Source organism: Methanococcoides sp., from assembly GCF_030594565.1.
Taxonomy (GTDB): Archaea; Halobacteriota; Methanosarcinia; order Methanosarcinales; family Methanosarcinaceae; genus Methanococcoides; species Methanococcoides seepicolus.
Map to the genome: position 1 here is coordinate 1 of NZ_JAUVEY010000015.1, position 23,542 is coordinate 23,542.

Genomic DNA, 23,542 nt, shown 5'->3' on the forward strand with positions numbered 1-23,542 from the left:
TCTTTTCTCTTTTTCAGTCGAATTATATATAATCGATGAAAACTCATAATTGTTGGTTATACAATGGTCGTTGATGTTGACATATGTGGCTTGAAGGTAGGTGATGAGCACCCCGTACGCTTAATGGGTGTTATAAACCTAAGCCGCGAATCTTTTTACAAGGGCTCCGTAGTTGATACGGATTCTCTTCTTGATGTTGCTCATAAGATGATGGATGAGGGTGCAACAATTATTGACCTTGGTGCACGGTCAACATGGCCGCTTGCTGACCCCATCACAAAGGAAGTGGAATGTGCTCGCCTTCTTCCTGCACTGGAACTTTTGAAGGACAACGTTGATGCTATGATCTCGGTGGATACCGTGTTTGCAGATATTGCGGAAAAGGCCATTGAAAGCGGCGCTGATGTGGTGAACGATGTCGCAGGTTTTGCAACCGATGGCGGTATGCTTGATGTTGTCGCTGAACATGGCTGTCCTGCAGTTGTGATGGCAGCGGGCAAACTTCCCGGTGATCCGCTGGGAATGGATGCTATCATGCAGTCCCTTGACGATATCCTCATTCGCTCTGAAGAACGGGGTATCGATACAGATCAGCTCATACTGGACCCTGCCATCGGTAAATGGGTGCCGGAAAAATCCGCGATGTATGACCTTGAGACCATCGACCAGTTCGAACGCCTGAAGGTGTTCGAGAAACCCCTGCTTGCAGCGATTTCACGCAAGTCCTTCATTGGTGATCTGCTCAACAAGCCTGCAGCTGAGCGCCTTTATGGAAGTCTGGCAGCAGCCGCGATCGTTGTGCAGAAAGGTGCACACATCATCCGTACCCACGATGTTGCAGAGACCTCCGATGTGGTTCAAATTGCAGCCGCTGTACGAAGCAGACAACCCATTGTGGAAGAAAGCGGTTTCAAGGTCAGCGTTCTGGACATTACCTGTCCCGACGATGCAGCTCTTTCCATGCGAAATATAGGTGTTACCGGCACAGGTTCCAAGATAATGAAGAACAAGACGGTATCCCGTGTGCTGCGTATCAGTAATATCACAACCACAGAGGCGCTGATAATCAAACAGGAGATCCTTGCAAGGGGTGGGGATGCAGCACTGGAAAGGGATGCAGTGTCCCATGAGACCGAAAGGACCGATGTCATTGTCATTGGTACATTGCTACAGGTAAGAAAACTTGCAGATAAGCTTGAGTGTCAGGCAAGGAACCTTCCGCTTATCTCAAAGATGATAAAGGATGCACTGAATCAGGGATCGGACCTCGAATACCGTTATTCTTTGTAAAGGCAAAAAAATAATAACACTATGATAACAACTCAATTTTTATTATATCCAAATGTGCCTGATAAAAGAGCCCTCTTCCAGTATTGTTCTCTTTCAATGATAATTTTATCATCTGTTTTCATCGAGCGATATTCTAAAATAGAAAACTGGAAGTTTTTCCTTGCATAATCAATACCATTTTCTTTGATCAATTTTGTAAGTTCATCATTCCATTATTTTTATCCACTATCAGATATACTCCATTGATGTTCTTTAGCGCAGCCATCCAGTCTCTTTTATTTGTTCGCTTTTGAATGTCTGCTTCTTTTCCTTTCATCATTTCCTTTGCTTCGGTTTATTGATGTGTTAAGAGCTTGTAGATTTATTGTAGAATCAGATCCACCTTTTGATTTTGGCTTTATGTGGTCCACATCCCACCCCATCTTGGAGTCTTTCCCATGTGAAGCTTTATACATTGTTTTTCCATACGGATCTTTTCGGTATTTGTTGGGGTCTTTTCCTTTTATTTTCTTTGCCTTTTCCCAAACAGCTTCTTTTTTGTTGTTATTCACCATTGTTATTCACCAGTCTGTAAACTATCATTATTAAAATCAAAGAATATTTATCATCATGCATGTATTAATTCAAAAAATATAAAATTTCCACTAGTAGTGGGTTTGAATTACAATCAGCACAAATTATTCAAGCTTTAAGTTATTCTTCTTAATGTGTCTCTTGTGACAAAATGCTCTAATGAGAAGTTTATTTCCCTTTTTATCGAATCCTTTTACCAACAACTTTATTCATTCTTTGTTGTCTATATATGAAAAGCTCTAAGCACAAAAATTACCGTTATCAGTGATACAAAATGATAATCTCATCTTCCAAACCTTTCAATGAGATCCTTGAAATGCTCATGGACAAGGATGCCGTTTATATTATAGGGTGCAGCGTCTGTGCCGCCAAACAGCACGTAGGCGGTGAGCCCGAGGTCGCAGAGATGGTATCTCTCCTTTCTGATGCCGGAATAAACGTTATCGGGGGAGTCGTTGCAAAGGCCGCATGCAGTGTCCGCTCCTGCGAGTATCTTATGGAGCTTGCCCCGAACATCAAAGATGCTACTGCTGTTCTGGTGATGGCATGTGGCAGCGGTACTTCGAACATTGCACGTTTTATGGACGTGGATGTTTATCCTGCCAACAATACTGACTCGCTGGGTGCTATGGCCGGAGATAAGGTCATCCATCATCTGTGTGCCATGTGTGGTCAGTGTACGATTGCTGATTTTGGCGGCATCTGTCCCACAGCACAGTGCCCGAAGGAATTGCTTAACGGCCCCTGCGGTGGTTCCATGGACGGTAAGTGCGAGGTCGATTCCGAAAAGGATTGTGCGTGGGAACTTATCTATGAACGTCTTGAGAGGATAGGCAGGCTGGACCTTCTGGATGAGGTTCGGGATGCCAAGGATAGATTGGTGAAGTGAGTTCTTTTTTTGTAATTTGATGTGGGTTATTGTTGATCGGTTTCAAAGTAGGATGTCGGACAAGTCTTCTGATTTCTGCCACATCTTTCCTGTAAAAACAGGATATTCCTATGTATTCAACTGTTCACTTTCAGTTCGATGATATGGCCAGAGAATATTTATAATGTGACTTGGTTAGAACATAATGCAACATCATAAAGATGTTAGTGGGGGTTCAGCTAGTCTTGACGGAATAACTGAAGCCCCGTGCCCGGAGGAGAAGATATTGAAGAATCAAGATCATCTTATTGGAGACCTCTTATAGGTGGAATAAAAATAACACGTATATTGAATGTAGGTTCTACATTGTCCTTTGCAGCTGTTGACGATAATGGAAATGAAGGATATGTAATGTCAGGACATGCTGCACTTAATGCAGGAGGAATTGGAGGAAACATATACCAGTACTTACTTCCAGTTGGAGATGTCACTGACATAGGTGGATATTATTCAGATGCAGCTTGGGTAGAATATAGCAATGTAGATCCATCAATATATTATACAGATAGCAATGTTGTAAAGGATGTATATGATCAGACTGATCCATTATTGGGCAGCATGGTCTATAAGTCTGGAAAAGAAAGCGGTTTGACATCAGGTGTTGTTACAGCTAAGTACCAAACTCAGCCTAGCCAAAGTTTTGGAACCCTTTATAAGCAATTTAGTGCAACATACAATTCAGATGATGGGGACAGTGGAGGACCTGTGTTCATAACAACACCCACTGGTAAAGTGGTTCTACATGGTGTGCATCGAGGACGTTACAATGGATACGCTTCATTTTCACCAATCAGTGGAGTGATGAATGACTTAGATGTAACGCCAATACATGCTTAAGGAGTAATAGACAGTCAATAGTCAAATTATTTTAAAAATGATTTGGCTATTGCTTTTTTATAGTACAAAATTCTTACAGAAGTTTTACTTATCATTATAACCACATAGTAAATTTCCCGGTTGTGAGCAAATGACAAATTTTTTAAAAAACACAGGTATTATGCTTTTAATTATTTTGCTATTGTTTGGGTATTCAGATGCTGCAGCTAATGAAACACAAAATATAAAAAATCTCAAATTACCAGATTACGGCCCCCATATTTTTAAAGAAGTTCAAAATGAGCCTGGGTTTATATCTGTACGCGGAAAAATGCCCACAATTATTGATAATAAAGAGAAACTTGAATGGACTGACAAACTTGTTCAATGTTCCATAAACAACAAAGAAATGGACAAATACTATTCCGCATCTGGAGGTCCGGTACTAAGTTTTGGGACTAGCATTAATGGTTATTTAGAAGTAGGCTGCAACTCAGCCACACCAGAACAGATAAATGAGTCAGTTATCAATGAAATTTACCAGGTAATAGACGAGCAATGTGAAAAAGAGGGAGTAGCTGATGTTCCAGTTGTCTTTATATGGACAGAAATGGCAACTGAGGAAACTCCTGGTTTCGCTTCAATAATGCTTATTTTGTCCATGTTGCTCTTAGTCAAAATAAGAAAATAAAAAACATTTATATTAAGACAATCCAAAAACCAAGAAAAGTTCTCTTAATATCTCTTTCCTCTTTTATATTTTCACATGAATTTCTCCTCATAAACCAGCTGCACCACCGTAGAGCAGATATCTGTAGTTGAAATTGATGGTTCAGGAGTATTTACATCATTAGTAATTGATGCATTACAAGGAGCTGCTGCTGATATTCAAGGTCGTATAACCCCTGGTAGTGTTTATGCATATGTAGACTCAGCATTAGGAGCATGGGACCAAAGACCCGTATTTAAAACAAATATATCCAGATTTATTCCTTTAAGGACTGTAAATCCAAAAATACCTCTTGAAATACTCAGAAAAACCACTGATTATTTCCCAGAACCTGAAGATGAATTTTATCTTGACCCCACATATGAATTTACCGAAGAATCTAAAATTGATGCAAATTGCCAGATTTACAAACATCTTCAGAAATATGAATCAGAAGGGCTTGTAAAACCAGTTGGAGAAGAACATATGTATTATGCAGCAATTAACTCAAAGTCCTGTAGATTAACAGCAACTGCTCATCACTATTGGACACTTGTTAAAGAAAACAAAATCTAATCTTATTTCACAAGTTCCCCTTTACCTGCTATTCAATGTCAGTACTTCGCTAATTTCTATCAGCATGAAATAATGTCATTCGATAGCTATATATGCGGCGAAAACGCCGCCATACGCAGCAGGCAGCCGGTCGTGGAAGAGAACGGCTTCGAGGTAAGTGTGCTGGACATCACAAACCCTGATGATGCAGCTCTTGCGATGCGGAATATCGGTGTGACAGGTACGGGTTCCACTATCATGAAGAACAATACCGTGAACCGTGTACTGAGGGTCAATAACATCACCACCACCACCGAGGCCCTGATAATAAAGCAGGAAATCCTGGCACGTGGCGAGGATGCAGCGCTTGAACGTGATGCTGTCTCTCATGAGACCGAGGAGACCGATGTCATTGTAATGGGCACATTCCTCCAGGTCAGAAAACTTACCGATAAGCTCGAATGCCAGGCAAGAAACCTTCCGCTGATATCAAAGATGATCAAAGAAGCATTAAAACAGGAATCCGATGTGGAATACTGCTATCTGAGGTAATCATGATAATCTCATCTTCCAAACCCTTTAGCGAGATCCTTGGGATGCTGATGGACAAAGAGGCCGTTTTTATTGTAGGCTGCAGTGTATGCGCTGCCAAGCAGCATGTTGGAGGAGAGCCGGAGGTCGAGGAAATATCCTCTAACCTTAAAGAGGCCGGAGTAAACGTTGTCGGTGGGATTGTTGCAAAAGCCGCATGCAGTGTCCGGTCCTGCGAGTACCTTCAGGAACTTGCTCCGAACATCGGTGATGCTACTGCTGTTCTTGTAATGGCATGTGGTAGCGGCACTTCGAACATTGCAGGCTTTGTGGATGTGGATGTTTATCCTGCCAACAACACCGAATCACTGGGTGCCATGACAGGAGATAAGGTAATCCATCATCTGTGTGCCATGTGTGGTCAGTGTACAATTGCCGATTTTGGTGGCATCTGTCCCACAGCACAATGCCCGAAGGAATTGCTTAACGGTCCGTGTGGCGGTTCAATGGAAGGCAAGTGCGAGGTAGATCCCGAAAAGGATTGCGCGTGGGAATTGATATATGAGCGTCTTGAGAGGATAGGTCGGCTGGATCTGCTGGATGAGGTCCGGGATGCCAAGGATCGGCTGGTGAAGTGAGTTTTCCCAGTCTTTCTGTAATTGATGATCTTTTTTTGTTAGTCGGCTTCAAAGCCGGATGTCGGGCAGGTTTCCTGATTTCTGCCATGTCTTTTTGAAAAAATAGGAGTTTGATCCAACTGTTCACTTTCAGTTCGATGATGTGGTCATAAAATTTATATAAAAATAACAAATGAATTTTATAAAGTTCAACCATAATCTGCAAGAAAAGTGGTTGAATCCTAGAATTGCCCAAAGGTATGTTGATATTGGTTTTTAGATTACTTAAAACTTATTTGATTAGCCTTTTGGGGCAAAACAAAGGTGAAATGAATGAAACCAAGTATAAAGTTGGGATTGTGTACACTGCTTGTGTCTTTGTTGCTTATAAGTGCAATTGTGCCAGCAATGGGTGCACAGCCAGAAGATAAAAACAGTGTATCGGTAGAAAAAACTTTAGAACATGCGAATGCATATACGATGTACTTTACAGCTGAGAATACGCCAGGATTTGAAAAGTGGAATGGAGCATCAATTGATCCAAAACCGCTTGAACTTTATGACATTAACGGTACAAAGTTATACTATCTATTCTCAGTAAAAAAGGAAGAAAATGTAATTGGGAAAATGAAAGTGGGAGCAAATAAAAAATTGGGAGCTTCAGTGCTCACCTTTGAGTTCAATCCTATACCCATGAAAGTAGAAGAAGCATTGAAGAAATCAATTGAAATTGGTATGGAAGAATATCCGAATTGTGAAATCTCGTCAACTGTGATGGTACTATACAGCTATCCTAAAATTGGAGCGATGTCGGTTGTTATAGACAGTCGGGGTGAAATGCATCGAATTATTGTTGATGCGCATACCCTCGAAACAGTACCAGATAAAAAAATAACTGAAACTGAGAATGGTATATGGTCAGTTTACGAACAGCTTTCTGATATTGATGTAGATGACAATATAAAAAAATGGAATGATTGTGATAAATTCACTGAAGCGATAAAAAACGCAAATAAAGAAGGAATCAGTACTTCTGAATATATTGCAAAAAATCAGATATTCAGACCAGATTACACAAAAACTTCTAGCAAGTTTCTCAACGTACCATTATATGGGGGAGAAACCACATTCTATTGTGCACCTGCAACTGCACAAATGATTGCAGCATATTATGGCGTGCAGCACACTCAAGACTACATATATGGAATAATGGATGATGGTAGTGGTGGAGGATGCACTATTGCTGAGCAACTGACGTACTACAAAAGCTCAGATGGGTTAAACAAAAAGGGCTCAAAAGAAGATACATCCCCTCAATATTCTGAAGCTGTTTCAGAAATTGATCATAGCAGACCTTTAAGATGTGGAGTGACTGGCCATGCACGTGTGTGTACTGGATATCTGGACAATGGTTACCCCGCGTATTTGGCCATCAATGACCCGTCGCCACTGGGACAAGGAAGCCAGTATTTAGAAGCATGGGGAAGCGTTGTAAATTACATATATGTGAGGGATTAAATGCCCTTTTCTTTTTATAGCAATATTAAAAATAGAATTCAAACTAATAAAATAATTATAATTGTATTACTAAGCATTAGTATTGCAGTTATCATTGGTATCGCAGTTATCATAGGAGGAGTAAACACCGACACTTTAACCAATGAGTTCCCAGCAGATGAAATCATTTCCATCGGGGGAATACATGTGGCTTTTACGGATAGCACGACAGAGAAGGAAGCAATTGCAACTGTTGACAGAATTGCCCATGGAATGGAATATAGACTTGAATACAATATTGATTACATTGCAAACAGTTATTATGTAGAAATAGATGAAAATAACTATACTTATAAAAGAAATAAACTTAGGCAGGCAGAAAATTGGATTGAGGCATCAACCGACACTAAAAAGGGGAAGCACTTTATTGTCAGTATCTGGGATACACTTGTTGAAGAGGAAGATTTTCTGATTATACTGGAAAAACAAAACCTTTGCCTTAAAAAAAGAATTAACTGTTACGTTGTATTTGAAGATGAAAAATGGATGAACCAAAACAAAGAGAAAATCAAAGAAGAACTAAGAAAAAATGAAAGAGTTATTGAAGTCTCTTTTGATTATATTGATAAAGCCGATTCAATCTAAGCCTGAACCTGACAGAGGCTCTCATTTTGACACACTTTTTTTAAACAAACATTAATAATATCTTGTAAATTGTGGGGTATGAAATGCTAAAGAGAAAAGAAATTGGTAAAATTCTAATACTTGTATTATTAGTTTCCTTTTTATCATTTGATACTGTAAATGCGGCTGATGACGAATTAAATGATTCAGAAAATACCGATTCAAATACCTCTCGTTCCGATTTTGAAGAGTATAAGAATGATTCACTGTTCGTAGCCAGCAGGGGTAATTTTCCCGAAATAACTGATCAGGAATGGAAAAATTCGGTTACTAAGTGCTGGGTTTCTTTAACTGCGTCAACGTACACGATTGACAGTTCTATAAAAAGTATTGGTTCTAATAATGAATTCTTAATAGTGCATCTGGGTTTTGCTTATCAGGGAAAAATGAATGAGTCAGAAATTGATGAAATCTACCGGAAAATAGATGAGCACTGTGAGCAGGAAGGGAGGATAAGTGATATACCCGTGGTCTTTATGTGGGCACAGGATGAGGAAGATATGCCTTTACCTGACTATGGTCCGGACATCTTTGAGGAGGCTAAAAGCAATCCATCGTTTATCGCTGCCTACGGGACAATGCCCGTAATCAAGCAGGAAAGTGAAAAAAGAAGATGGACGGATCTGCTTGGCAATTCCAAGGGCAGGGAACTGGACCCGTTTTTTGCTGAATTTGGCGGGCCTGTGATAGGTTATGGGGTAAGCATTAATGGATATCTGTCTGTGGGTCTGGACTCAGAAAACCCGGAAAAAGTAAATGAGTCCGTAATTGATGAAATATATCAGACAATAGACAGCCACTTTGAACAGGAAGCAGGCATAAATGAAGTTCCCGTAGTATTTGAATGGGAGGAGCGCCCTGTTGAAGATGAACTAGAATATACTTCTTCACCAGGTTTTACCTCAATAATGCTCATTATTGGATTGTTGTTATCGGCAAGGAGTAGAAAGCGATGTTCAGGTCATATCTCCAAAACCAAAAAGAACATTACGATGATGTGATGGGAATATTCATTCCGGCGTTCTTTGTTACGTTTGCCCATGTTTCATTTATGGTCTGGTACAGGAGAAAAGAAGGGCTGGCATCACCTTCCATTTATTTGATACTGGACTATATTCTGAAATCAAGATAAGACGATTAGCTTGCTGAAATGCCAGGTTCGGATTCCGATATGATTCTTTCCACATCTGCTTCTATTGCCGGATTAATAAAACATCTTTTGTATTTTCCATCGTTCTTGAAATGTATAAGTCCTTCATTGTGCATGTCATTAATATGCCAGTGCACGGTGCTTTTGTCTAGATTAAATGTCTTCGTGAGATCCTGATTTGTCATTCCCGGTTTATGCAGAATGGAAATCAAAATTGATTTTCCCGTGTTATTTCGCAGAAAGAATGCAATTTTTTGTTCTGTGTCGGTGTATTTATAAGAATTTTTAAAAAACAATACCGATTTTCCTTTTTCAAATCGGGTTATTTTGTTGTATAATTGAAGCACTTTCAAGTGATATCTTATAGTGCTTCTTTCCATCTCCCGGGCCTTTTCTATATCAGTTACTGTGCTTCCGGGATTAGCTGTTATGTAGTGAAGAATTCGATCCCTGTTGGTGTTTTCACATTTTTGCCTTATCCTTCCTAAAAGGAGGGGAAGAAATTTGTAGACAGCTAGCGAGGCACCCAATAACCCGGAGATGTAGACTACCTGAAGGGATAACGGTAGTTCCCAGAAAGATAAGGTGCCGGTGAAACCACCACCTTCATACATACCTCTTTCTGGACCCGTATATGGAACTACTTCATACTCGCTTGCACTAGCCAAGGCTGGACTGCAAACGAGTATAAAAATCAAAAATGGAATCCATAAATTTCTCATAACAATGGAAACAATTTTCAGATATAATAATCTTCTGTACCTGTGACACTATAGCCGTAAACCTCAGCATGCCATGTTCCGAGTTCAATTCCATTTGAATTTCTTATTTCAATATTAATTCTTCCATCGATAGCACCGTCGGCACTGTCATAGAATGTCCCGATCAACTGGTTACTCGGAGTGTACACTTTTAACCTGAGTGAATCACTCGTGTCACCCCAATTCAGATCTATGTGCAGGGAAGTTGTGTAAGAACTGACTGGTTTATCATGCCAGTTTGTTTCTCCCTGTGCGATGGTGTCAGCCACCCATCTTGGCGTGATTGTAGTGTCTGACTTGACAGGTACAATTGTATATTCATCATTCTGGCTGGCTGTAGCTCCGGTTAATGATATCGAAACTATCATCACAATCAGCAATAATCCTATTTTCTTGATCATAAATTTTCTCCTATATCCTTATTAATATTTTATGTGAAAAAAGCAGAATATAAATTTTATGGCCATATCGTCCAACTGAAATAAAACAGTTTGATTATGTGGTTGTTTTGATCTTACAGTGATATCTGAATCCTATGCTAGAGGGTAGAGTAAGTTTTTCAGTTGGAACAATATATGCATAGCTTTCCCTCCTGATATGAATAAAATAAGGGCTAAAATAAATGAAATCAAATAAAAAATCAGTAACAGTTAGCCTTGGTGTAATAGATATCTCCGGGGATTTTGTGTTTCATGAGGACAAAGTAAGACCTAAGCCTGGGGAGTGTCAGGTAGGAAGTGCTGGCAAATACAGAGTTGAATGGATCGGGAATTATGAAGGTTCCCAGTCAACAAATGGGGCTTGTGAAGAGAGAAGATCATATGGATTAGTTTACAAGTTTGTGTGGTCTACTTCTCTTACTGCTTCCCAATTTTAAGTTTTAGAATGTTCCTGTCAATTTAATTGAAAGTGCATTGCACTTGCTTTTTTCTTGATTTGATACTGTTGCCATTTAATGCTAGCATAAAAATCACTTTTCCCGTAGTGAGTAGATTCAAATGTTTTCTTTCAGTTGGATGATATGGCTAGAAAATATTTATACCACCTCCTATCTAGAATATATTGCAACATCGTAAAGATGTTAGTGGGGGTCCAGCTTAATCTTACAGTGATGTCTGAACCCCGTGCCCAGAGGCAAGGTTAGGTTTGTAGTTTACATTATATAAGCGTAGCTTTTCCTCCGGAGTAATTGAACAAAGAGGAAAATAAATGAGAAAAATAAGTAGTATACTGGTAGCGCTTGCAGTTTGTGTAGCATTGGTGGGCGTGGCAGCAGCAGAGTCTCCTGATGCAGGAAGTACATGGAGTACAGCCAAGAGTTTTACCATGAATAATGGCTACAATTTTGTTAGTGGACAACTGACAGAAAGTCCTGTTGACAATATTGATGTGTGGAAAAGTACAACTCCAGATGCAGGAGATTATCTTGAAATGTTCCTTGATAGTACATCATATAACAACAACGTGAAAGCAGAACTCTTTGATAATGATAAAGATCTGATGCAACGTCTTGAAAAGAACAACAACGCAGCATATGATTACTCATTGGACAGTTCACCTGCATATGTGAAAATTACTGGTGATCTCGAAGATAGAGCCTATACTTTCACTGTGTACAGAAACTAAAATAGCATTGTTCGTTCTGGAACTAAACCAGAACGAACTAATTTTTTAGGATGTGACAAATTTAATTTCCAATGGGATCGCTTAAAATGATTAAAAGTATGTCAATTCTATTCATAGTAATTTTTATGGTTGGATTAGTGTCAGCATCATCCAGCTCGAGTAATAATGCCATCAGCTCCATCCAAATCAATGATTTGATTCAAACTGAAGAAGGATTTAGTTCATCCCCTGCAGAATGGAGTCCAGATGGGAGATACTTGCTCGTCCGATCACATAAATCAATTTCAATGTTTGAAGGAATCAATAAACATTATTTGATAGATATTGAAAACAGAGCATTCGGAGAAATTGATTATGGAATTACAGAGAAAGAAAGTAATTATTTGTCCCCATTCATTGGATGGATTCCCTCTGGAGCCAAAATTTATTTCTCAGTTTCAAAATGGGGACAGGGAAAGGGGACAGGCGGCAGTAATTATATAATTTGTGATCCGGATGGCACCGATATGAGAGTAATCGGTTCCCAAAACAAAACCACTCTTGACAAAGCAATAAACAATCTTGGAGGGGGAGTCCGGTACAGGGATTTAACATTTAGTCCGGATAGTACCAAAGTAGCTTTTGAATATGAAGATCCGGATAATTTTCTCGGAAATCTGTGGATTGAAAACATAGATGGAACAAACTCTTTTGAATTGAGAGCTAAAGCAAGAAAACTCGTATGGTATAACTCTACGACGGTCTTTTTCTTAACAAGAGATGGTTCGTTGTTGGTTACTGATGATAGAGGTAATTCTGTCCAGGCTTTTATTTCAGATAGTGATGGAGAAAAACATGGAATTGTTTCATTCAGTCCCGACAAACAAAAAATGACATTCCCCATATATTCAGTGGATGATAAATATCATCATTATATATCAAATATTAATGGGTCAACCCTTACAAAAACATATGTTGGAAGCTGGCAACCTAATGGTTCAGCCATGCTAATAAATAAAAATAGAAGTTTATACATTCTTGAAGGAAATGATCATAGTAAACGTCTTCTGTACGAAGGCAATGCAACTGAACCTCGTTGGTTCCCTGATGGAACTAAAATACTCTTTCTTGAAAACGAGAACAAAATTTACTCGATAGATACTGATGGTACAAATATTTCATTTATAGCAGATATTGGACTGACAACTCACCACATATGGGATACTTATGAATGGGAACAAATTTCGATAAGCCCAACTGGAGAACGTATTGCTTTCACATCAGCGTTGTACCAGAATGGGGATTTAATAGATATGGAACCCTCTCTCAAGAAGGCAAAACACGTTGCAGCTCCACTTTTTATAATCAATTCTGATGGTACAAATCTAACCCAATTGACACCATCTTTAAGAGGCAGGCATGATTTTTTAGATGGATGGAGTCCAGATGGAAATATATTGACAGTGGATTTTATTCATTTTTCTGAAAATGGGAATATGCATGGAAGCCCCCATCTGATCTCTTTAAATGATCAAGATATTGCAAATGGATGGGAAGAGATGGCTGTGAGTCAGATTATCGGAAATGATAATCCTACTAAGATCAATAATGAAAAAGATTTGAACGAAACACCCGTTCTAAATGACTCATTGGCCAATGGAACTGAAAATAAACAGAGTCCATCCTTTCGTCTTTTTCAATTTGTTTTCTGCTTGATGGGTGCATGGATGCTACAAAAAAAGAGGTTTTTTTATGACAAATAAAAATGCTGTGCTAATAATTGCAAAAAAGGAATTTTCAGATAAATTGCATGAGCCCAGTTTTCTCGTGCTAATGTCCATCTTCATGATTACATTGTTTGTATATACGCAAGGTAATAACACGTTTGGAGACATTGCACAAACATTTGGTGTTTTTTTCCCACTTTTGGCTATTGCTCTGGGGTACGATGCTATCATACGAGAAAAGAACAGCAGAAGCTTGAATGTACTTCTTACACATCCGGTATTCCGCGACAACATCATAACAGGCAAATTCCTTGGAATAGGCATAACTCTTGGTTTGGTTGTGCTCCTGTCCATGATGATTATCACAGCATCTGATTTTCTAGTTTCCGGGAAAATTGTACAATTTGAAGCACTTTCACGCCTGATGATTTTTGGAATTTTTGGATACCTATATCTTTTGACTTTTGCTTTATTTGGTCTATTCACATCAATACGGTGTAAGACAGAGATCACATCTCTCGCATGGGGTGTTATTGTATGGATAAACATGTGCTTTGTTTTAGGTCCTACAATCATAATGCTATCGTCTGTCATAACAGGTCAATCCATGTTTGAAATGACGGACAAGTTCTTTTCCACAGGTGCCTTGCTTTTTAATATATCCCCCATCCATCATTTCGCAGAAGTTACTGTGGGATCTCTGGATTTAAGCTACGGCACATTCCATATTGAAAGAGATGTACATGGTTTTCTTGATACAAAACATTCCATATCCTACTTAATTGGATACTATTGGCAAAATATAATAATTCTACTTGTACTTCCTGTAATTTTGCTTGTTGGTTCATATATTTCATTTTTGAGAGAGGACATCTAAGGAGACGGATCCAATGTCAATCAATATTCACAATGCAACATTAATAGCAAAAAAAGAGTTTGTTGATCATTTGAAAAGCCCGATCTTCCTCTCTTTTGTTGCCACATTCACATTAGTAATTCTTGCATGGTCATATGTAAAAGGAATGGAAGTTGAATATACTTCAACTGTACTGGGGATGCCCGACGTCATGAGAGGATTTCAGGGAGTTTCCAGCGTCGTTGGACGATTTGCGCCCATTATTGGAATTGTTCTTGGTTTCGATGCAATTGTTAAAGAAATAAAATCCAATTCTATGAATGTATTATTGACTCACCCACTATTCCGGGACAATATAATATTGGGAAAAATCCTAGGATTAGCTACCTGCATCTTATTGATACTCTTCATTTCAATAAATATTGCTGCAGGAGCTATGCTGATTGTTTCCGGTTTGCCGGTAACAATGCAACACATAATCCGAATAGAGCTCTTTGTAGTTTTAACTTTCATCTACGTGTTGTTTTTCCTTGCATTATCAATGACTATATCGATCATTGCAAAAAAAGCTAACATATCATTACTATTCAACATTGCCATCTGGCTGGTCATTACGGTCTTGTTTGCTGAATTAATATTTACATCATCATACATATTGACAGACAGCGCTGAAATTGCAACTGAGCAAACTCTGTATTATATAAATTTCATTCCGGAACACCATTATGCGGCACTTACAGTAGGCATGCAGGATATTGAAAAAGAATCACTTGGCTCTTCTTCAGCAATTGGAGGAATTTTTGATACCAGTTATACCTTATCTGATTGGGCTGCTGAATTCTGGCCAAATTTGGTGATTCTCATATCATTTTCTATTGTATCACTAATAGCCTCTGTAATTGCATTTTTGAAAAAGGATATAACTTTATGAGATGGGGAGTGCCATGTGTCGAAATAATTCAATAAAAGCGCTATTGTTAGTATTTTTTGTACTTATTTCTCCGGTATCTTCTATAGCTTCTGCAGATTGGGGAACTGTGGTTGCAACATCGGAAACCACCGGGAAAGTAGCAATCTCAGGAGATATCATTGAATTTCCTATAACGGTTCAAAGGGGACACAATAGCAGTGAAAAAGCATGGATGGGGCTATCAGTTTCAAGTGCCCCCGAAAATTGGGATGTTGGATTTTATGAAGAAAACGAACAAATTCTTTTTCTGAATTTTCCTGAAAACGAAAACAAAAAGAGAAATGTCATTTTAAGAGTGAGAACTCCTTCAGAAGCGAATGATGGAGTATATTCAATCTGGGTAAATTTCATTCCGGATGAAGGAGATATTTCCATACAGGAATTTGTTGTAAAAATCGATAGTGATGCTGACATAAACATGCAATTATATTCTGCAATCCCGGGTCTTGAAACCTCTCCGGCAGAACCGGTTGAGTTTATTGTCACGATCGAAAATAATTATGATCACCGGATTAAAGTCAATCTGGATGTTCTGGAAAAGCCTGAGAATTGGGACATTCAACTTCTTGAAATTGAAAATAAAAAATATAGAATCACGAAGCAAAGTCTTGAAAAAAAGAGTCAGCAGGATTTTATTGTTCGTGTCAATCCGCCTATTAATACTGTGGATGGGAGTTATACTATTACTGTTGCAGCAACCCCGGAAAATGGTCAGCAAAGTGCCAAAGAAACATTGGAATTGGAAATTAATGGTAACATTGAGACAAATGAAGCATTGGTACTCATCCCCGAAGAAGTAAACTTAATTTTAAGTCCGGGTTCCGATTCCGAGATTTATGTGACAATCAAGAATACAGGAATACAACAACTTGAAAATGTTGAACTTCGGATGCAGGATGTTTCCGGAATATCAACTGATGTAAGGATGTTTGGCGCCATCGAAAAGCTTGACTCCGGTGAATCAAAAGAAATCCCCGTCCAGATATCAGTAAGGGCTGATGCATCTTCTGGTTCTAAGGATATTTTGATGCGTGCAATAAGTGATACTACCAATAGCGAAGATGGGACAATTGCTATAGTAGTTGAAAAATCAAAAAGTAGTGGTTTTTTCGGTATGGGACTGATTCTGATTTCCATATGTATTCTTGGGCTGATTATTTATAAATTTGGAAGGAGATGATTTTATGGAATATGAATATCCAATTATTGTAAACGAATTAATGAAGAAATTTGGGAAACAAAATGAGATCGTAGCAGTTAACTCACTTAGTTTTAAGGTTAACAAAGGTGAGATTTTTGGTTTTATTGGTCCTAATGGTGCTGGTAAAACCACAACTATGAAGATGTTGATTGGTTTACTGGAACCAACCGGCGGTGAGGGTCACGTCGCCGGCTTTGATATCGTGAAAGAGATTATCAATATAAGGCAAATAACAGGGGTTCTTCCAGAACCAGCCGGTTATTATGATGACCTGACTGCTCGACAAAACCTGAGGTTTTATGCCAGCTTTTATGATATTCCTGACAAAGAAGATAAAATCGAGAAGTTACTTGAACTGTTAGGATTAAGTGATGCAATAGATCAGAAATTAGGTGGTTTTTCAACCGGGATGAGAAAAAGGTTTGGACTTGCTCAGGCACTCATAAATAATCCTGAAATTATTTTTCTGGATGAACCTACAAGTGGCATTGATCCAAAGGGTGCACAGATGATGAGAGACTTAATTGTTGATCTCAGCAAAAATAAAGGAGTTACTGTTTTTTTGAGTTCACATTCAATGGAAGAAGTCGAAGAAATATGTGATCGTGTTGCCATTATAAAAAAAGGGAGTCTTCAGGCCATTGGATCTAAAAGTGAACTTCGGGAAAATATCCATATTATAAATGGTGTTTATTATAAACTTGAAGTCGAAGGTAAACAACTCGAAGAGTTAGCTGCAATGTTAAGTTCAATAAATGGTGTTATTAGTGCTAACGTTTCAGAAGATAATATTTTGCTTCATACAAAGACTAATAATTATCAGGAAATCGCAAAAACAATAAATTCAAATAATTGGACAATTTTGAAGTTTGCAGAGGAAGAACTTTCACTTCATGATATATTCTTGCAATTGATTGCAGAATGAAATATATGTTGTTTTGATGTAATCTTTCAGTTGGATGATATGGCTAGAAAATATTAATACCACCTCCCATCTAGAATATATTGCAACATCGCAAAGATATTAGTGGAGGGTCCAGCTTAATCTTACAGTGACATCTGAACCCCATGCCCGAAGGCAAGTTTAGGGTTGTAGTTGACATTATATAGCTGTAGCTTTGCTTCTGGAGTAATTGAACAAATGAGATAAATCAAGTAACAAATCCGAATGTGGGAACTGTTCGAAAACAGCATCAGTAACTGGTGGTTCCACTATATTGAGACCTCTCATCTTCTCGTCTTCGTAAAATTATATGATTTGTTTCATCTTAATATTGGAATATGTCAGGTGGGATTTATGCTACTTGCAAAATACAGGCTATGGCTGGCACCGTTTACGGTCTGCAATATAGTTCGAATATCTGCATGGCAATGGAATGCAGAGACATGAATACAGACTATGCTTTCTGTATCTATGGACACTAAAACAATGAAAGAAACTCAAAACATAGAGGCTCAAATGTTCAAAACACATATCACTCCAATACTGCTGATCTTCGCACTGTTATGCATATCCTTTCAACCGGTTTCTGCAACCACTAGTCTAAACGAAACGAATGCAACCATTGTGTCAGATTTAAACCAGACTGCAGGCAAAGATCTCATAAGTCTTGTGGATACCACTCGTCTTGATATCGGAAACCACCAGTTTTTTGACGTAATCTGGAGTCCCGATGGTAACCATATGTTGATTGATACATTTGTCAGTGCATATCCTAAAGGTGAATATCAGCCAGGCGGAATAGATGCACTCTATGCAGCAAATGAAGACGGCTCCCAATTAACACGTATTGCATGGACAGAAAGAACTTCCAGAGAGGAAGGAAGAGCAATTACAGCACCAATGTGGAGTCACTCCGGTGACTATTTTTCGTACTTATATTTGGAAAAAGGAAATTGGTATCAAATTAAGTCTGCGCATCTTTTTGTCATGTCGAATGATCTGAATTTCATTCAAAAAATAGAGCTCGATCCAAATGTGGAATCAGAAAGCGATCCGTCTAATTTCAGATGGTCTCCAAAAGAGAATAAAATAGCTGCATTCATACCTGGGAAAATTACCATTTATGATCTGGATGAAAATAATAACGTTAGTTTTAGCATACCGGGAGATAACGTTGATCTAACTAATATGGAATGGTCCCCTGATGGCAAGAAGCTTGTAATTTTGAAAAATAACCATGATGTTATTACTCTGGATATTGAAAAAAGACAAACGATTCCAATTTTCTCTGCAGAGAACGTAGGAGGAGTACAGTGGAGTCCTGATAGTAAAAAAATATTATTCTATGAGTTGAAAACATCAAAGCAAGGTAATGATCTTAGTTACGACATGTACGTTAAAGACGAAGCTGTGGAGAAACCTCTCAAAATCAGAACTTTCAACTCTGGTTTTTTGAGCATGAAACAATGGTATCCGGACAATGAAAAGTTCTTGATCAGAGTAAGTTCTGGTGGTTCATACACCTTATACTCACTCTCAATGACCGGGGATCTGAAAAAGCTGATCGAAGAAAATGGGAATCTTGATGGAATGGTGACTCCGAATGGTCATATTGTAACAACCAGTCCAAATCCCGGCTCCAGAAATCCTCCATATACAAGAACGTATGATCTATCCCTGCTCAACGGAACAGATCGATTGACAATAGAAAATGTGGCATATCACGCGTGGAAAGATGCAGATCTGTTATTCGTCAAAGATAACAGAGTCTCAGTCCTGAACACTAGCACAAAGGATATCTGCGACATAACACTGCCATCAACAAATTCCGGCAGGATCCGCTTTGATCCATCCGGACACTTCATTGCGGTAGATAATATTGTTTTCGGCCTGTATGATCAGGAGAGCTACATAAGCACAAATTCCGGAAATGCTACGAACAGTACAACACCCGAAGTAGCTATTCTCAAAAATGATATGGCCGAGCATTTGGAACCAAAAACTACAACAGAACCTTCGGAATTACCTGGGTTTACTGCAATTCTTGTATTTATGGGAATATTGATTGCATTGGCCTGTATGCACATGAAAAAATAACGGAAGGATCAATAATGGAAACAAATAGGAATGTGTTTGTGATCGCACAAAAAGAATTTGCAGACAATTTATGGAGTCCTAAGTTCATAATGTTGATGTTAGCTTTCACAACTATTGTTTTTTCAGAAAGCTATTTTCTTGGAATACAGGAAGAATACAACATATTCAGCCGATTTGTTGATGTTGCTCAAATTATTGCCCTTTTCCTGCCATTCATGGGAATTGCACTTGGTTTTGATGCGATGAGCAAAGAACGGGAAAGTGGGTCTTTGAATGTGCTTCTGACACATCCCCTTTACAGGGATACCATAATTGCCGGGAAAACACTGGGAGCAATGATAACACTGGCATTGGTTGTCTTTGTATCAATTATCGCCGTAGTAGGAACACTGCTCGTGACATCAGGGGCTGAGTTAAGTTCACTTATGTTAAACCGCTTTTTGATCTTTGCAATTCTTACATATTTGTATTTATCCATATTTATGGCAATTGGTATTCTTAGTTCGATTGTCACAAAAAATGCAAGAAATTCACTAATATACAATATAGCGATCTGGCTTGTATTGTGTATTGCATTTGGTATGATTTTTACGACCACCGCTTCTATTGTAGCCGGACATAAACCCTTGGATCTAGATGATAATGATTATTTTTTAGAACTCAATGCAGATATTCAAAAATTGTCACCTGCTCATCACTACGCTATGACGGTAAGTGGTCTCCCTGGTTTAAGCTGGCTGGGTATTTCAAGTGAGAGACCAAACGTGCGAGGGATATTTGATACAGAACATACGCTGGAGCAGTGGTGGGGTGAACTCTGGGTAAATGTTCTGGTTTTGTTTATCACTCCTGTTTTTTTATTAATAATGGCATTTTTAACATTTTTGCGTCAGGATATAACTAAAAATATGGGGTAACTCGAATGAAAGGTAGAAACGTATTTGTGATTGCGCAAAAAGAAGTTGCTGATCATCTTCAGGATACCGGTTTTTTGGTGCTGCTTGCAATATATACCATAATAATATTCTCCGCTACATACATGTCCGGTTCCCTTGTGCATCAGGAAAGTTCAGTACTTCTGGGTAGTATTAATGTCAAAATGATAGCCCTGTTCGCTCCATTGATCGGTATAGTGCTGGGATTTGATGCAGTTGTCAGAGAACAGAAATCCGGATCACTTAATGTGTTGTTGACTCACCCTCTATTCAGGGACAATATTATCGCAGGAAAATTACTTGGATCAATGTTGTTGCTGGCTGCTATAATCATATTTTCTGTTTTTGTATCCATAGGAACACTGCTTATTTTTTATGGAATCGAGATTGAGTACACAGAGATTATAAGAATATTCGTATTCACCATTCTCACATTTTTCTATGTGTCCATATTTTTGGGAGTTGCAGTTCTCATTTCAACGATGGTAAAGGATGGCACTGATTCACTGACCTATAACGTTGTTGTATGGCTTTTTGTTGGCATACTATTTGGTGCAACTATCAAAACTGCTATTGCTATATTGACAGGGGATATATCGAACGAAAGTGTATTGATAACACAACTTTTGAATATGGCTCCAATACATCATTTTGCAGAGGCTGTAGTGGGCAGGATCGATTTGGGTTTTGGTGGATTTAATTCAGCCGGATCGGCCATCGGAGGCATTTTTGATACTGAATATACCCTTACCCAGTGCCTAATCGAATTCAAAACGAATATTGTAGTGCTGATAGTGACTCCGGCTATATTGTTCATTATAGCTTTTATCACATTTCTCAGGAAGGACATTACTTTGTGAAGTGATAAAATGATGCCCATAAAACAAAATTTTAAGATATTTAGTATTACTCTACTACTCATTATTTTACTGACCCTCACTCCTGCAAGTGCAGATTGGTCTTCAGTTACAGTAATTCCCAGTATAATCGGCAAGGTCGTCCTTCCCGGAGACACAGTGGAATTTCTAATAACCATCGAAAAAGGACACAATAACAGTGATGAAGCCTGGTGCTCTCTCTCTATCAAAGACAAAAGCGATGGCTGGAGTGCTGGTTTTTATAATGATGGCGATCAGGTAACCGGCTTAATTTTCCCGGAATATAAAAACAGTCCAAAAAAAATAACTCTAAGGGTTAAACCCCCTATAAACACTCCAAATGGTGCGTATACCATATGGGCTGATTTCAAACCGGATGATGGTGATACTATTTCACAGGAGTTTGTGGTCAACGTAGACAGTGAGGCAGTTTTAGACCTTGATATTTACTCGGATGTACCGGGTCTGGAGACAAGACCAAACGATCCGGTGGAATTCTATGTTACTCTGGAGAATGACTACGACCATCGTGTGACTGCCAGCATCAATATTGCTGAGAAACCCGATAATTGGGATGTTGAATTTTTGGAAGAAGGCAATGGAAAATACAGGATCACAAAAACAAGTATAGCAGCCAATGATAAACAGAATTTCATTGTAAAGGTTCGTCCTTCTACAAATGTAAGTGATGGTACATACCCTGTTATTGTGGACGTTGCTTTGGAAAATAGCCAGATTGGTGTCTCCCAGCAACTTGATCTTACTATCAACAGGGGAATCGAGGAAGAAAAGATGCTGACAATATTCCCAGAATCGAAAAGTATCAACTTAAACCCCGGCTCCTCTAGGGAAATTGTGGTTAATTTGCGAAATTCAGGTGATAGAACCCTCAATAATGTCGAGCTAAAAATACAGGGTGTTTCTGGAATCACTACTTTTGTAAGAAGTTTTGGTGCTATAGATGAACTGGAGCCGGGTGAATCCCGGGAAATCCCGGTGGAAATCAAAGTGAGGGCAGATACGAGCTCTGACACGAAAGAAATCCTGATGCGGGCTGTAAGCGATGAGGCAGAAAGTGAAGACGAACGGGTGGAAGTCTCTGTGGTTAAATCAAGTAGTGGTGGCTTCATCGGTATTGGAATGATAATCGGAGCTCTCCTTTTGCTGGTTTTCATTGTTTCTAAATTCGGAAGGAGGTAATTACATATGGAAAATTCACATGATATAAATGGAGACAGTCAAATCGGTAATGAAAATATTTTAGAAATTCGGAATCTTACCAAACAATTTGGCAAGCAAAAAGAGATTTTAGCGGTTGATTCACTTTCACTTGATGTCAAGAAGGGAGAAGTTTTTGGTTTCGTAGGACCTAATGGTGCAGGCAAGACAACAACCATGAAGATGCTGATCGGGCTGCTGGAACCCACAAGCGGTACCGGCAGGGTTGCGGGTTTTGACATTGTTAGGGAAATTATCAATATCCGGGAAGTTACAGGGGTACTCCCGGAACCGGCTGGATTTTATGATAATCTCACTGCCAGACAGAATCTGAGATTTTATGCAAAATTGTATAATATTGAAACAGGTACCCGGGAAAAGCGAATAGTTGAATTGTTGGAAATGGTGGGGCTTAATGGTGCCATAGACCAGAAAATAGGTGGCTTTTCAACTGGTATGCTTAAACGCTTTGGACTTGCCCAAGCATTGATCAATGAGCCCGGCATCCTATTTCTTGATGAGCCGACAAGCGGTATTGATCCGAAAGGGGCACAAATGATGCGTGACCTGATAAAGAAACTCAGCAGGGAAAATGATGTGACTATTTTCTTAAGTTCTCATTCAATGTCTGAGGTGGAAGAGATCTGCAACAGGATAGCGGTGATTGAGAAAGGTAAACTGCTGGCTGTGGGAACCGTAGAAGAGTTGCAGGATATGGTCAGAGAAAAAGAAGGAGTACAATATATTCTGGAAATATCAGATATTCTTCTTCAGGATGCTGTTGAAAAATTAAATGAGATTGATGGTGTGCATGAAACATATGTCAGAGATGGTGTGTTACATGTGCATGCAGACACGGGGATGCGTGCCGAAATTGCAAAGGGCATCAAACTGATGGACGGGACCGTGTCCAGATTCGAGGAAGACCGGATGGATTTGCAGAAGGTATTTTTGAAACTGATAGGGAGTTGAAAAATAACGGTTCGGCTAAAATTTGATAA

General features: G+C 38.9%; 25 protein-coding genes. 21 read left to right on the forward strand and 4 right to left on the reverse strand.

Features of this window, described 5'->3' with window-relative positions:
- The first annotated feature begins 63 nt into the window (after positions 1-63).
- Complete coding sequence (folP, locus tag QAS77_RS02360; protein WP_305064025.1) at positions 64-1,290, forward strand: dihydropteroate synthase; 1,227 nt, start codon at positions 64-66, stop codon at positions 1,288-1,290.
- A 32-nt stretch (positions 1,291-1,322) separates the two neighbouring features.
- On the opposite strand, the gene QAS77_RS02365 is transcribed toward folP, so the two are convergent.
- Together QAS77_RS02365 and QAS77_RS02370 are read right to left on the reverse strand one after the other, a co-directional pair.
- Positions 1,323-1,481, reverse strand: coding sequence for a hypothetical protein (locus QAS77_RS02365; protein ID WP_250867711.1), 159 nt, complete (start codon positions 1,479-1,481; stop codon positions 1,323-1,325).
- An 84-nt stretch (positions 1,482-1,565) separates the two neighbouring features.
- Complete coding sequence (locus QAS77_RS02370; RefSeq protein WP_250867712.1) at positions 1,566-1,841, reverse strand: HNH endonuclease; 276 nt, start codon at positions 1,839-1,841, stop codon at positions 1,566-1,568.
- A gap of 296 nt (positions 1,842-2,137) precedes the next feature.
- On the opposite strand from QAS77_RS02370, the gene QAS77_RS02375 reads away from it, so the two are divergent.
- The 8 genes from QAS77_RS02375 (at position 2,138) to QAS77_RS02410 (ending at position 9,201) form a co-directional block, all read left to right on the forward strand.
- Complete coding sequence (locus tag QAS77_RS02375) at positions 2,138-2,752, forward strand: methylenetetrahydrofolate reductase C-terminal domain-containing protein (RefSeq protein ID WP_305064026.1); 615 nt, start codon at positions 2,138-2,140, stop codon at positions 2,750-2,752.
- Positions 2,753-2,998: 246 nt separating this feature from the next.
- Positions 2,999-3,628, forward strand: a complete 630-nt coding sequence (locus tag QAS77_RS02380; protein ID WP_250867714.1) for a S1 family peptidase — start codon at positions 2,999-3,001, stop codon at positions 3,626-3,628.
- Between the two features lie 130 nt (positions 3,629-3,758).
- Complete coding sequence (locus QAS77_RS02385) at positions 3,759-4,298, forward strand: hypothetical protein (RefSeq protein ID WP_305064027.1); 540 nt, start codon at positions 3,759-3,761, stop codon at positions 4,296-4,298.
- A gap of 666 nt (positions 4,299-4,964) precedes the next feature.
- Positions 4,965-5,423: a hypothetical protein gene (locus tag QAS77_RS02390; RefSeq protein WP_305064028.1), complete on the forward strand. Its 459-nt coding sequence runs from the start codon at positions 4,965-4,967 to the stop codon at positions 5,421-5,423.
- Between the two features lie 2 nt (positions 5,424-5,425).
- Positions 5,426-6,040, forward strand: a complete 615-nt coding sequence (locus tag QAS77_RS02395) for a methylenetetrahydrofolate reductase C-terminal domain-containing protein (protein WP_305064029.1) — start codon at positions 5,426-5,428, stop codon at positions 6,038-6,040.
- A gap of 312 nt (positions 6,041-6,352) precedes the next feature.
- Positions 6,353-7,537 (forward strand): C39 family peptidase, encoded by a 1,185-nt coding sequence (locus tag QAS77_RS02400; protein WP_305064030.1) that lies wholly within the window; start codon positions 6,353-6,355, stop codon positions 7,535-7,537.
- On the forward strand, positions 7,538-8,161 hold the full coding sequence (locus QAS77_RS02405; protein ID WP_305064031.1) for a UPF0228 family protein: 624 nt from the start codon (positions 7,538-7,540) through the stop codon (positions 8,159-8,161).
- 83 nt (positions 8,162-8,244) lie between these two features.
- Positions 8,245-9,201, forward strand: coding sequence for a hypothetical protein (locus tag QAS77_RS02410; protein ID WP_305064032.1), 957 nt, complete (start codon positions 8,245-8,247; stop codon positions 9,199-9,201).
- Between the two features lie 136 nt (positions 9,202-9,337).
- Here the strand turns inward: QAS77_RS02410 and QAS77_RS02415 are convergent, their stop codons facing one another.
- Positions 9,338-10,072, reverse strand: a complete 735-nt coding sequence (locus tag QAS77_RS02415; RefSeq protein ID WP_305064033.1) for a winged helix-turn-helix transcriptional regulator — start codon at positions 10,070-10,072, stop codon at positions 9,338-9,340.
- A gap of 17 nt (positions 10,073-10,089) precedes the next feature.
- The gene (locus tag QAS77_RS02420; protein ID WP_305064034.1) at positions 10,090-10,512 is read right to left on the reverse strand and encodes a peptidase domain-containing protein; all 423 of its coding nucleotides are present in this window, start codon (positions 10,510-10,512) and stop codon (positions 10,090-10,092) included.
- 221 nt (positions 10,513-10,733) lie between these two features.
- On the opposite strand from QAS77_RS02420, the gene QAS77_RS02425 reads away from it, so the two are divergent.
- The 12 genes from QAS77_RS02425 (at position 10,734) to QAS77_RS02480 (ending at position 23,513) form a co-directional block, all read left to right on the forward strand.
- The gene (locus tag QAS77_RS02425; protein ID WP_305064035.1) at positions 10,734-10,988 is read left to right on the forward strand and encodes a hypothetical protein; all 255 of its coding nucleotides are present in this window, start codon (positions 10,734-10,736) and stop codon (positions 10,986-10,988) included.
- A 332-nt stretch (positions 10,989-11,320) separates the two neighbouring features.
- The gene (locus QAS77_RS02430) at positions 11,321-11,737 is read left to right on the forward strand and encodes a hypothetical protein (RefSeq protein WP_305064036.1); all 417 of its coding nucleotides are present in this window, start codon (positions 11,321-11,323) and stop codon (positions 11,735-11,737) included.
- 71 nt (positions 11,738-11,808) lie between these two features.
- A complete protein-coding gene (locus QAS77_RS02435) occupies positions 11,809-13,479 on the forward strand; it encodes a TolB family protein (protein ID WP_305064037.1) in 1,671 nt (556 codons plus the stop codon).
- Positions 13,469-14,320, forward strand: coding sequence for an ABC transporter permease (locus QAS77_RS02440; RefSeq protein WP_305064038.1), 852 nt, complete (start codon positions 13,469-13,471; stop codon positions 14,318-14,320). Before QAS77_RS02435 ends, QAS77_RS02440 begins: the two co-directional genes overlap by 11 nt.
- A 13-nt stretch (positions 14,321-14,333) precedes the next feature.
- On the forward strand, positions 14,334-15,230 hold the full coding sequence (locus QAS77_RS02445; RefSeq protein ID WP_305064039.1) for an ABC transporter permease: 897 nt from the start codon (positions 14,334-14,336) through the stop codon (positions 15,228-15,230).
- 13 nt (positions 15,231-15,243) lie between these two features.
- Positions 15,244-16,449: a COG1470 family protein gene (locus QAS77_RS02450; RefSeq protein WP_305064040.1), complete on the forward strand. Its 1,206-nt coding sequence runs from the start codon at positions 15,244-15,246 to the stop codon at positions 16,447-16,449.
- 4 nt (positions 16,450-16,453) lie between these two features.
- Positions 16,454-17,395, forward strand: a complete 942-nt coding sequence (locus tag QAS77_RS02455; protein WP_305064041.1) for an ABC transporter ATP-binding protein — start codon at positions 16,454-16,456, stop codon at positions 17,393-17,395.
- 489 nt (positions 17,396-17,884) lie between these two features.
- Positions 17,885-19,510: a TolB family protein gene (locus QAS77_RS02460; RefSeq protein WP_305064042.1), complete on the forward strand. Its 1,626-nt coding sequence runs from the start codon at positions 17,885-17,887 to the stop codon at positions 19,508-19,510.
- Between the two features lie 14 nt (positions 19,511-19,524).
- Positions 19,525-20,427: an ABC transporter permease gene (locus QAS77_RS02465; protein ID WP_305064043.1), complete on the forward strand. Its 903-nt coding sequence runs from the start codon at positions 19,525-19,527 to the stop codon at positions 20,425-20,427.
- A 5-nt stretch (positions 20,428-20,432) separates the two neighbouring features.
- Positions 20,433-21,305, forward strand: coding sequence for an ABC transporter permease (locus tag QAS77_RS02470; protein ID WP_305064044.1), 873 nt, complete (start codon positions 20,433-20,435; stop codon positions 21,303-21,305).
- Between the two features lie 9 nt (positions 21,306-21,314).
- A complete protein-coding gene (locus tag QAS77_RS02475) occupies positions 21,315-22,523 on the forward strand; it encodes a COG1470 family protein (protein WP_305064045.1) in 1,209 nt (402 codons plus the stop codon).
- 6 nt (positions 22,524-22,529) lie between these two features.
- Positions 22,530-23,513, forward strand: a complete 984-nt coding sequence (locus QAS77_RS02480) for an ABC transporter ATP-binding protein (RefSeq protein WP_305064046.1) — start codon at positions 22,530-22,532, stop codon at positions 23,511-23,513.
- The last annotated feature ends 29 nt before the right edge of the window (positions 23,514-23,542 follow it).

Coding starts and splice junctions, on each gene's coding strand:
- QAS77_RS02415 (WP_305064033.1), bottom strand. CDS start 10,072: ATGAGAAATTTATGGATTCCATTTTTGATTTTTATACTCGTTTGCAGT.
- QAS77_RS02390 (WP_305064028.1), top strand. CDS start 4,965: ATGTCATTCGATAGCTATATATGCGGCGAAAACGCCGCCATACGCAGC.
- QAS77_RS02420 (WP_305064034.1), bottom strand. CDS start 10,512: ATGATCAAGAAAATAGGATTATTGCTGATTGTGATGATAGTTTCGATA.
- QAS77_RS02480 (WP_305064046.1), top strand. CDS start 22,530: ATGGAAAATTCACATGATATAAATGGAGACAGTCAAATCGGTAATGAA.
- QAS77_RS02470 (WP_305064044.1), top strand. CDS start 20,433: ATGAAAGGTAGAAACGTATTTGTGATTGCGCAAAAAGAAGTTGCTGAT.
- QAS77_RS02465 (WP_305064043.1), top strand. CDS start 19,525: ATGGAAACAAATAGGAATGTGTTTGTGATCGCACAAAAAGAATTTGCA.
- QAS77_RS02435 (WP_305064037.1), top strand. CDS start 11,809: ATGGGATCGCTTAAAATGATTAAAAGTATGTCAATTCTATTCATAGTA.
- QAS77_RS02475 (WP_305064045.1), top strand. CDS start 21,315: ATGATGCCCATAAAACAAAATTTTAAGATATTTAGTATTACTCTACTA.
- QAS77_RS02395 (WP_305064029.1), top strand. CDS start 5,426: ATGATAATCTCATCTTCCAAACCCTTTAGCGAGATCCTTGGGATGCTG.
- QAS77_RS02410 (WP_305064032.1), top strand. CDS start 8,245: ATGCTAAAGAGAAAAGAAATTGGTAAAATTCTAATACTTGTATTATTA.
- QAS77_RS02385 (WP_305064027.1), top strand. CDS start 3,759: ATGACAAATTTTTTAAAAAACACAGGTATTATGCTTTTAATTATTTTG.
- QAS77_RS02450 (WP_305064040.1), top strand. CDS start 15,244: ATGTGTCGAAATAATTCAATAAAAGCGCTATTGTTAGTATTTTTTGTA.
- folP (WP_305064025.1), top strand. CDS start 64: ATGGTCGTTGATGTTGACATATGTGGCTTGAAGGTAGGTGATGAGCAC.
- QAS77_RS02440 (WP_305064038.1), top strand. CDS start 13,469: ATGACAAATAAAAATGCTGTGCTAATAATTGCAAAAAAGGAATTTTCA.
- QAS77_RS02375 (WP_305064026.1), top strand. CDS start 2,138: ATGATAATCTCATCTTCCAAACCTTTCAATGAGATCCTTGAAATGCTC.
- QAS77_RS02455 (WP_305064041.1), top strand. CDS start 16,454: ATGGAATATGAATATCCAATTATTGTAAACGAATTAATGAAGAAATTT.
- QAS77_RS02460 (WP_305064042.1), top strand. CDS start 17,885: ATGGACACTAAAACAATGAAAGAAACTCAAAACATAGAGGCTCAAATG.
- QAS77_RS02425 (WP_305064035.1), top strand. CDS start 10,734: ATGAAATCAAATAAAAAATCAGTAACAGTTAGCCTTGGTGTAATAGAT.
- QAS77_RS02430 (WP_305064036.1), top strand. CDS start 11,321: ATGAGAAAAATAAGTAGTATACTGGTAGCGCTTGCAGTTTGTGTAGCA.
- QAS77_RS02445 (WP_305064039.1), top strand. CDS start 14,334: ATGTCAATCAATATTCACAATGCAACATTAATAGCAAAAAAAGAGTTT.
- QAS77_RS02400 (WP_305064030.1), top strand. CDS start 6,353: ATGAAACCAAGTATAAAGTTGGGATTGTGTACACTGCTTGTGTCTTTG.
- QAS77_RS02405 (WP_305064031.1), top strand. CDS start 7,538: ATGCCCTTTTCTTTTTATAGCAATATTAAAAATAGAATTCAAACTAAT.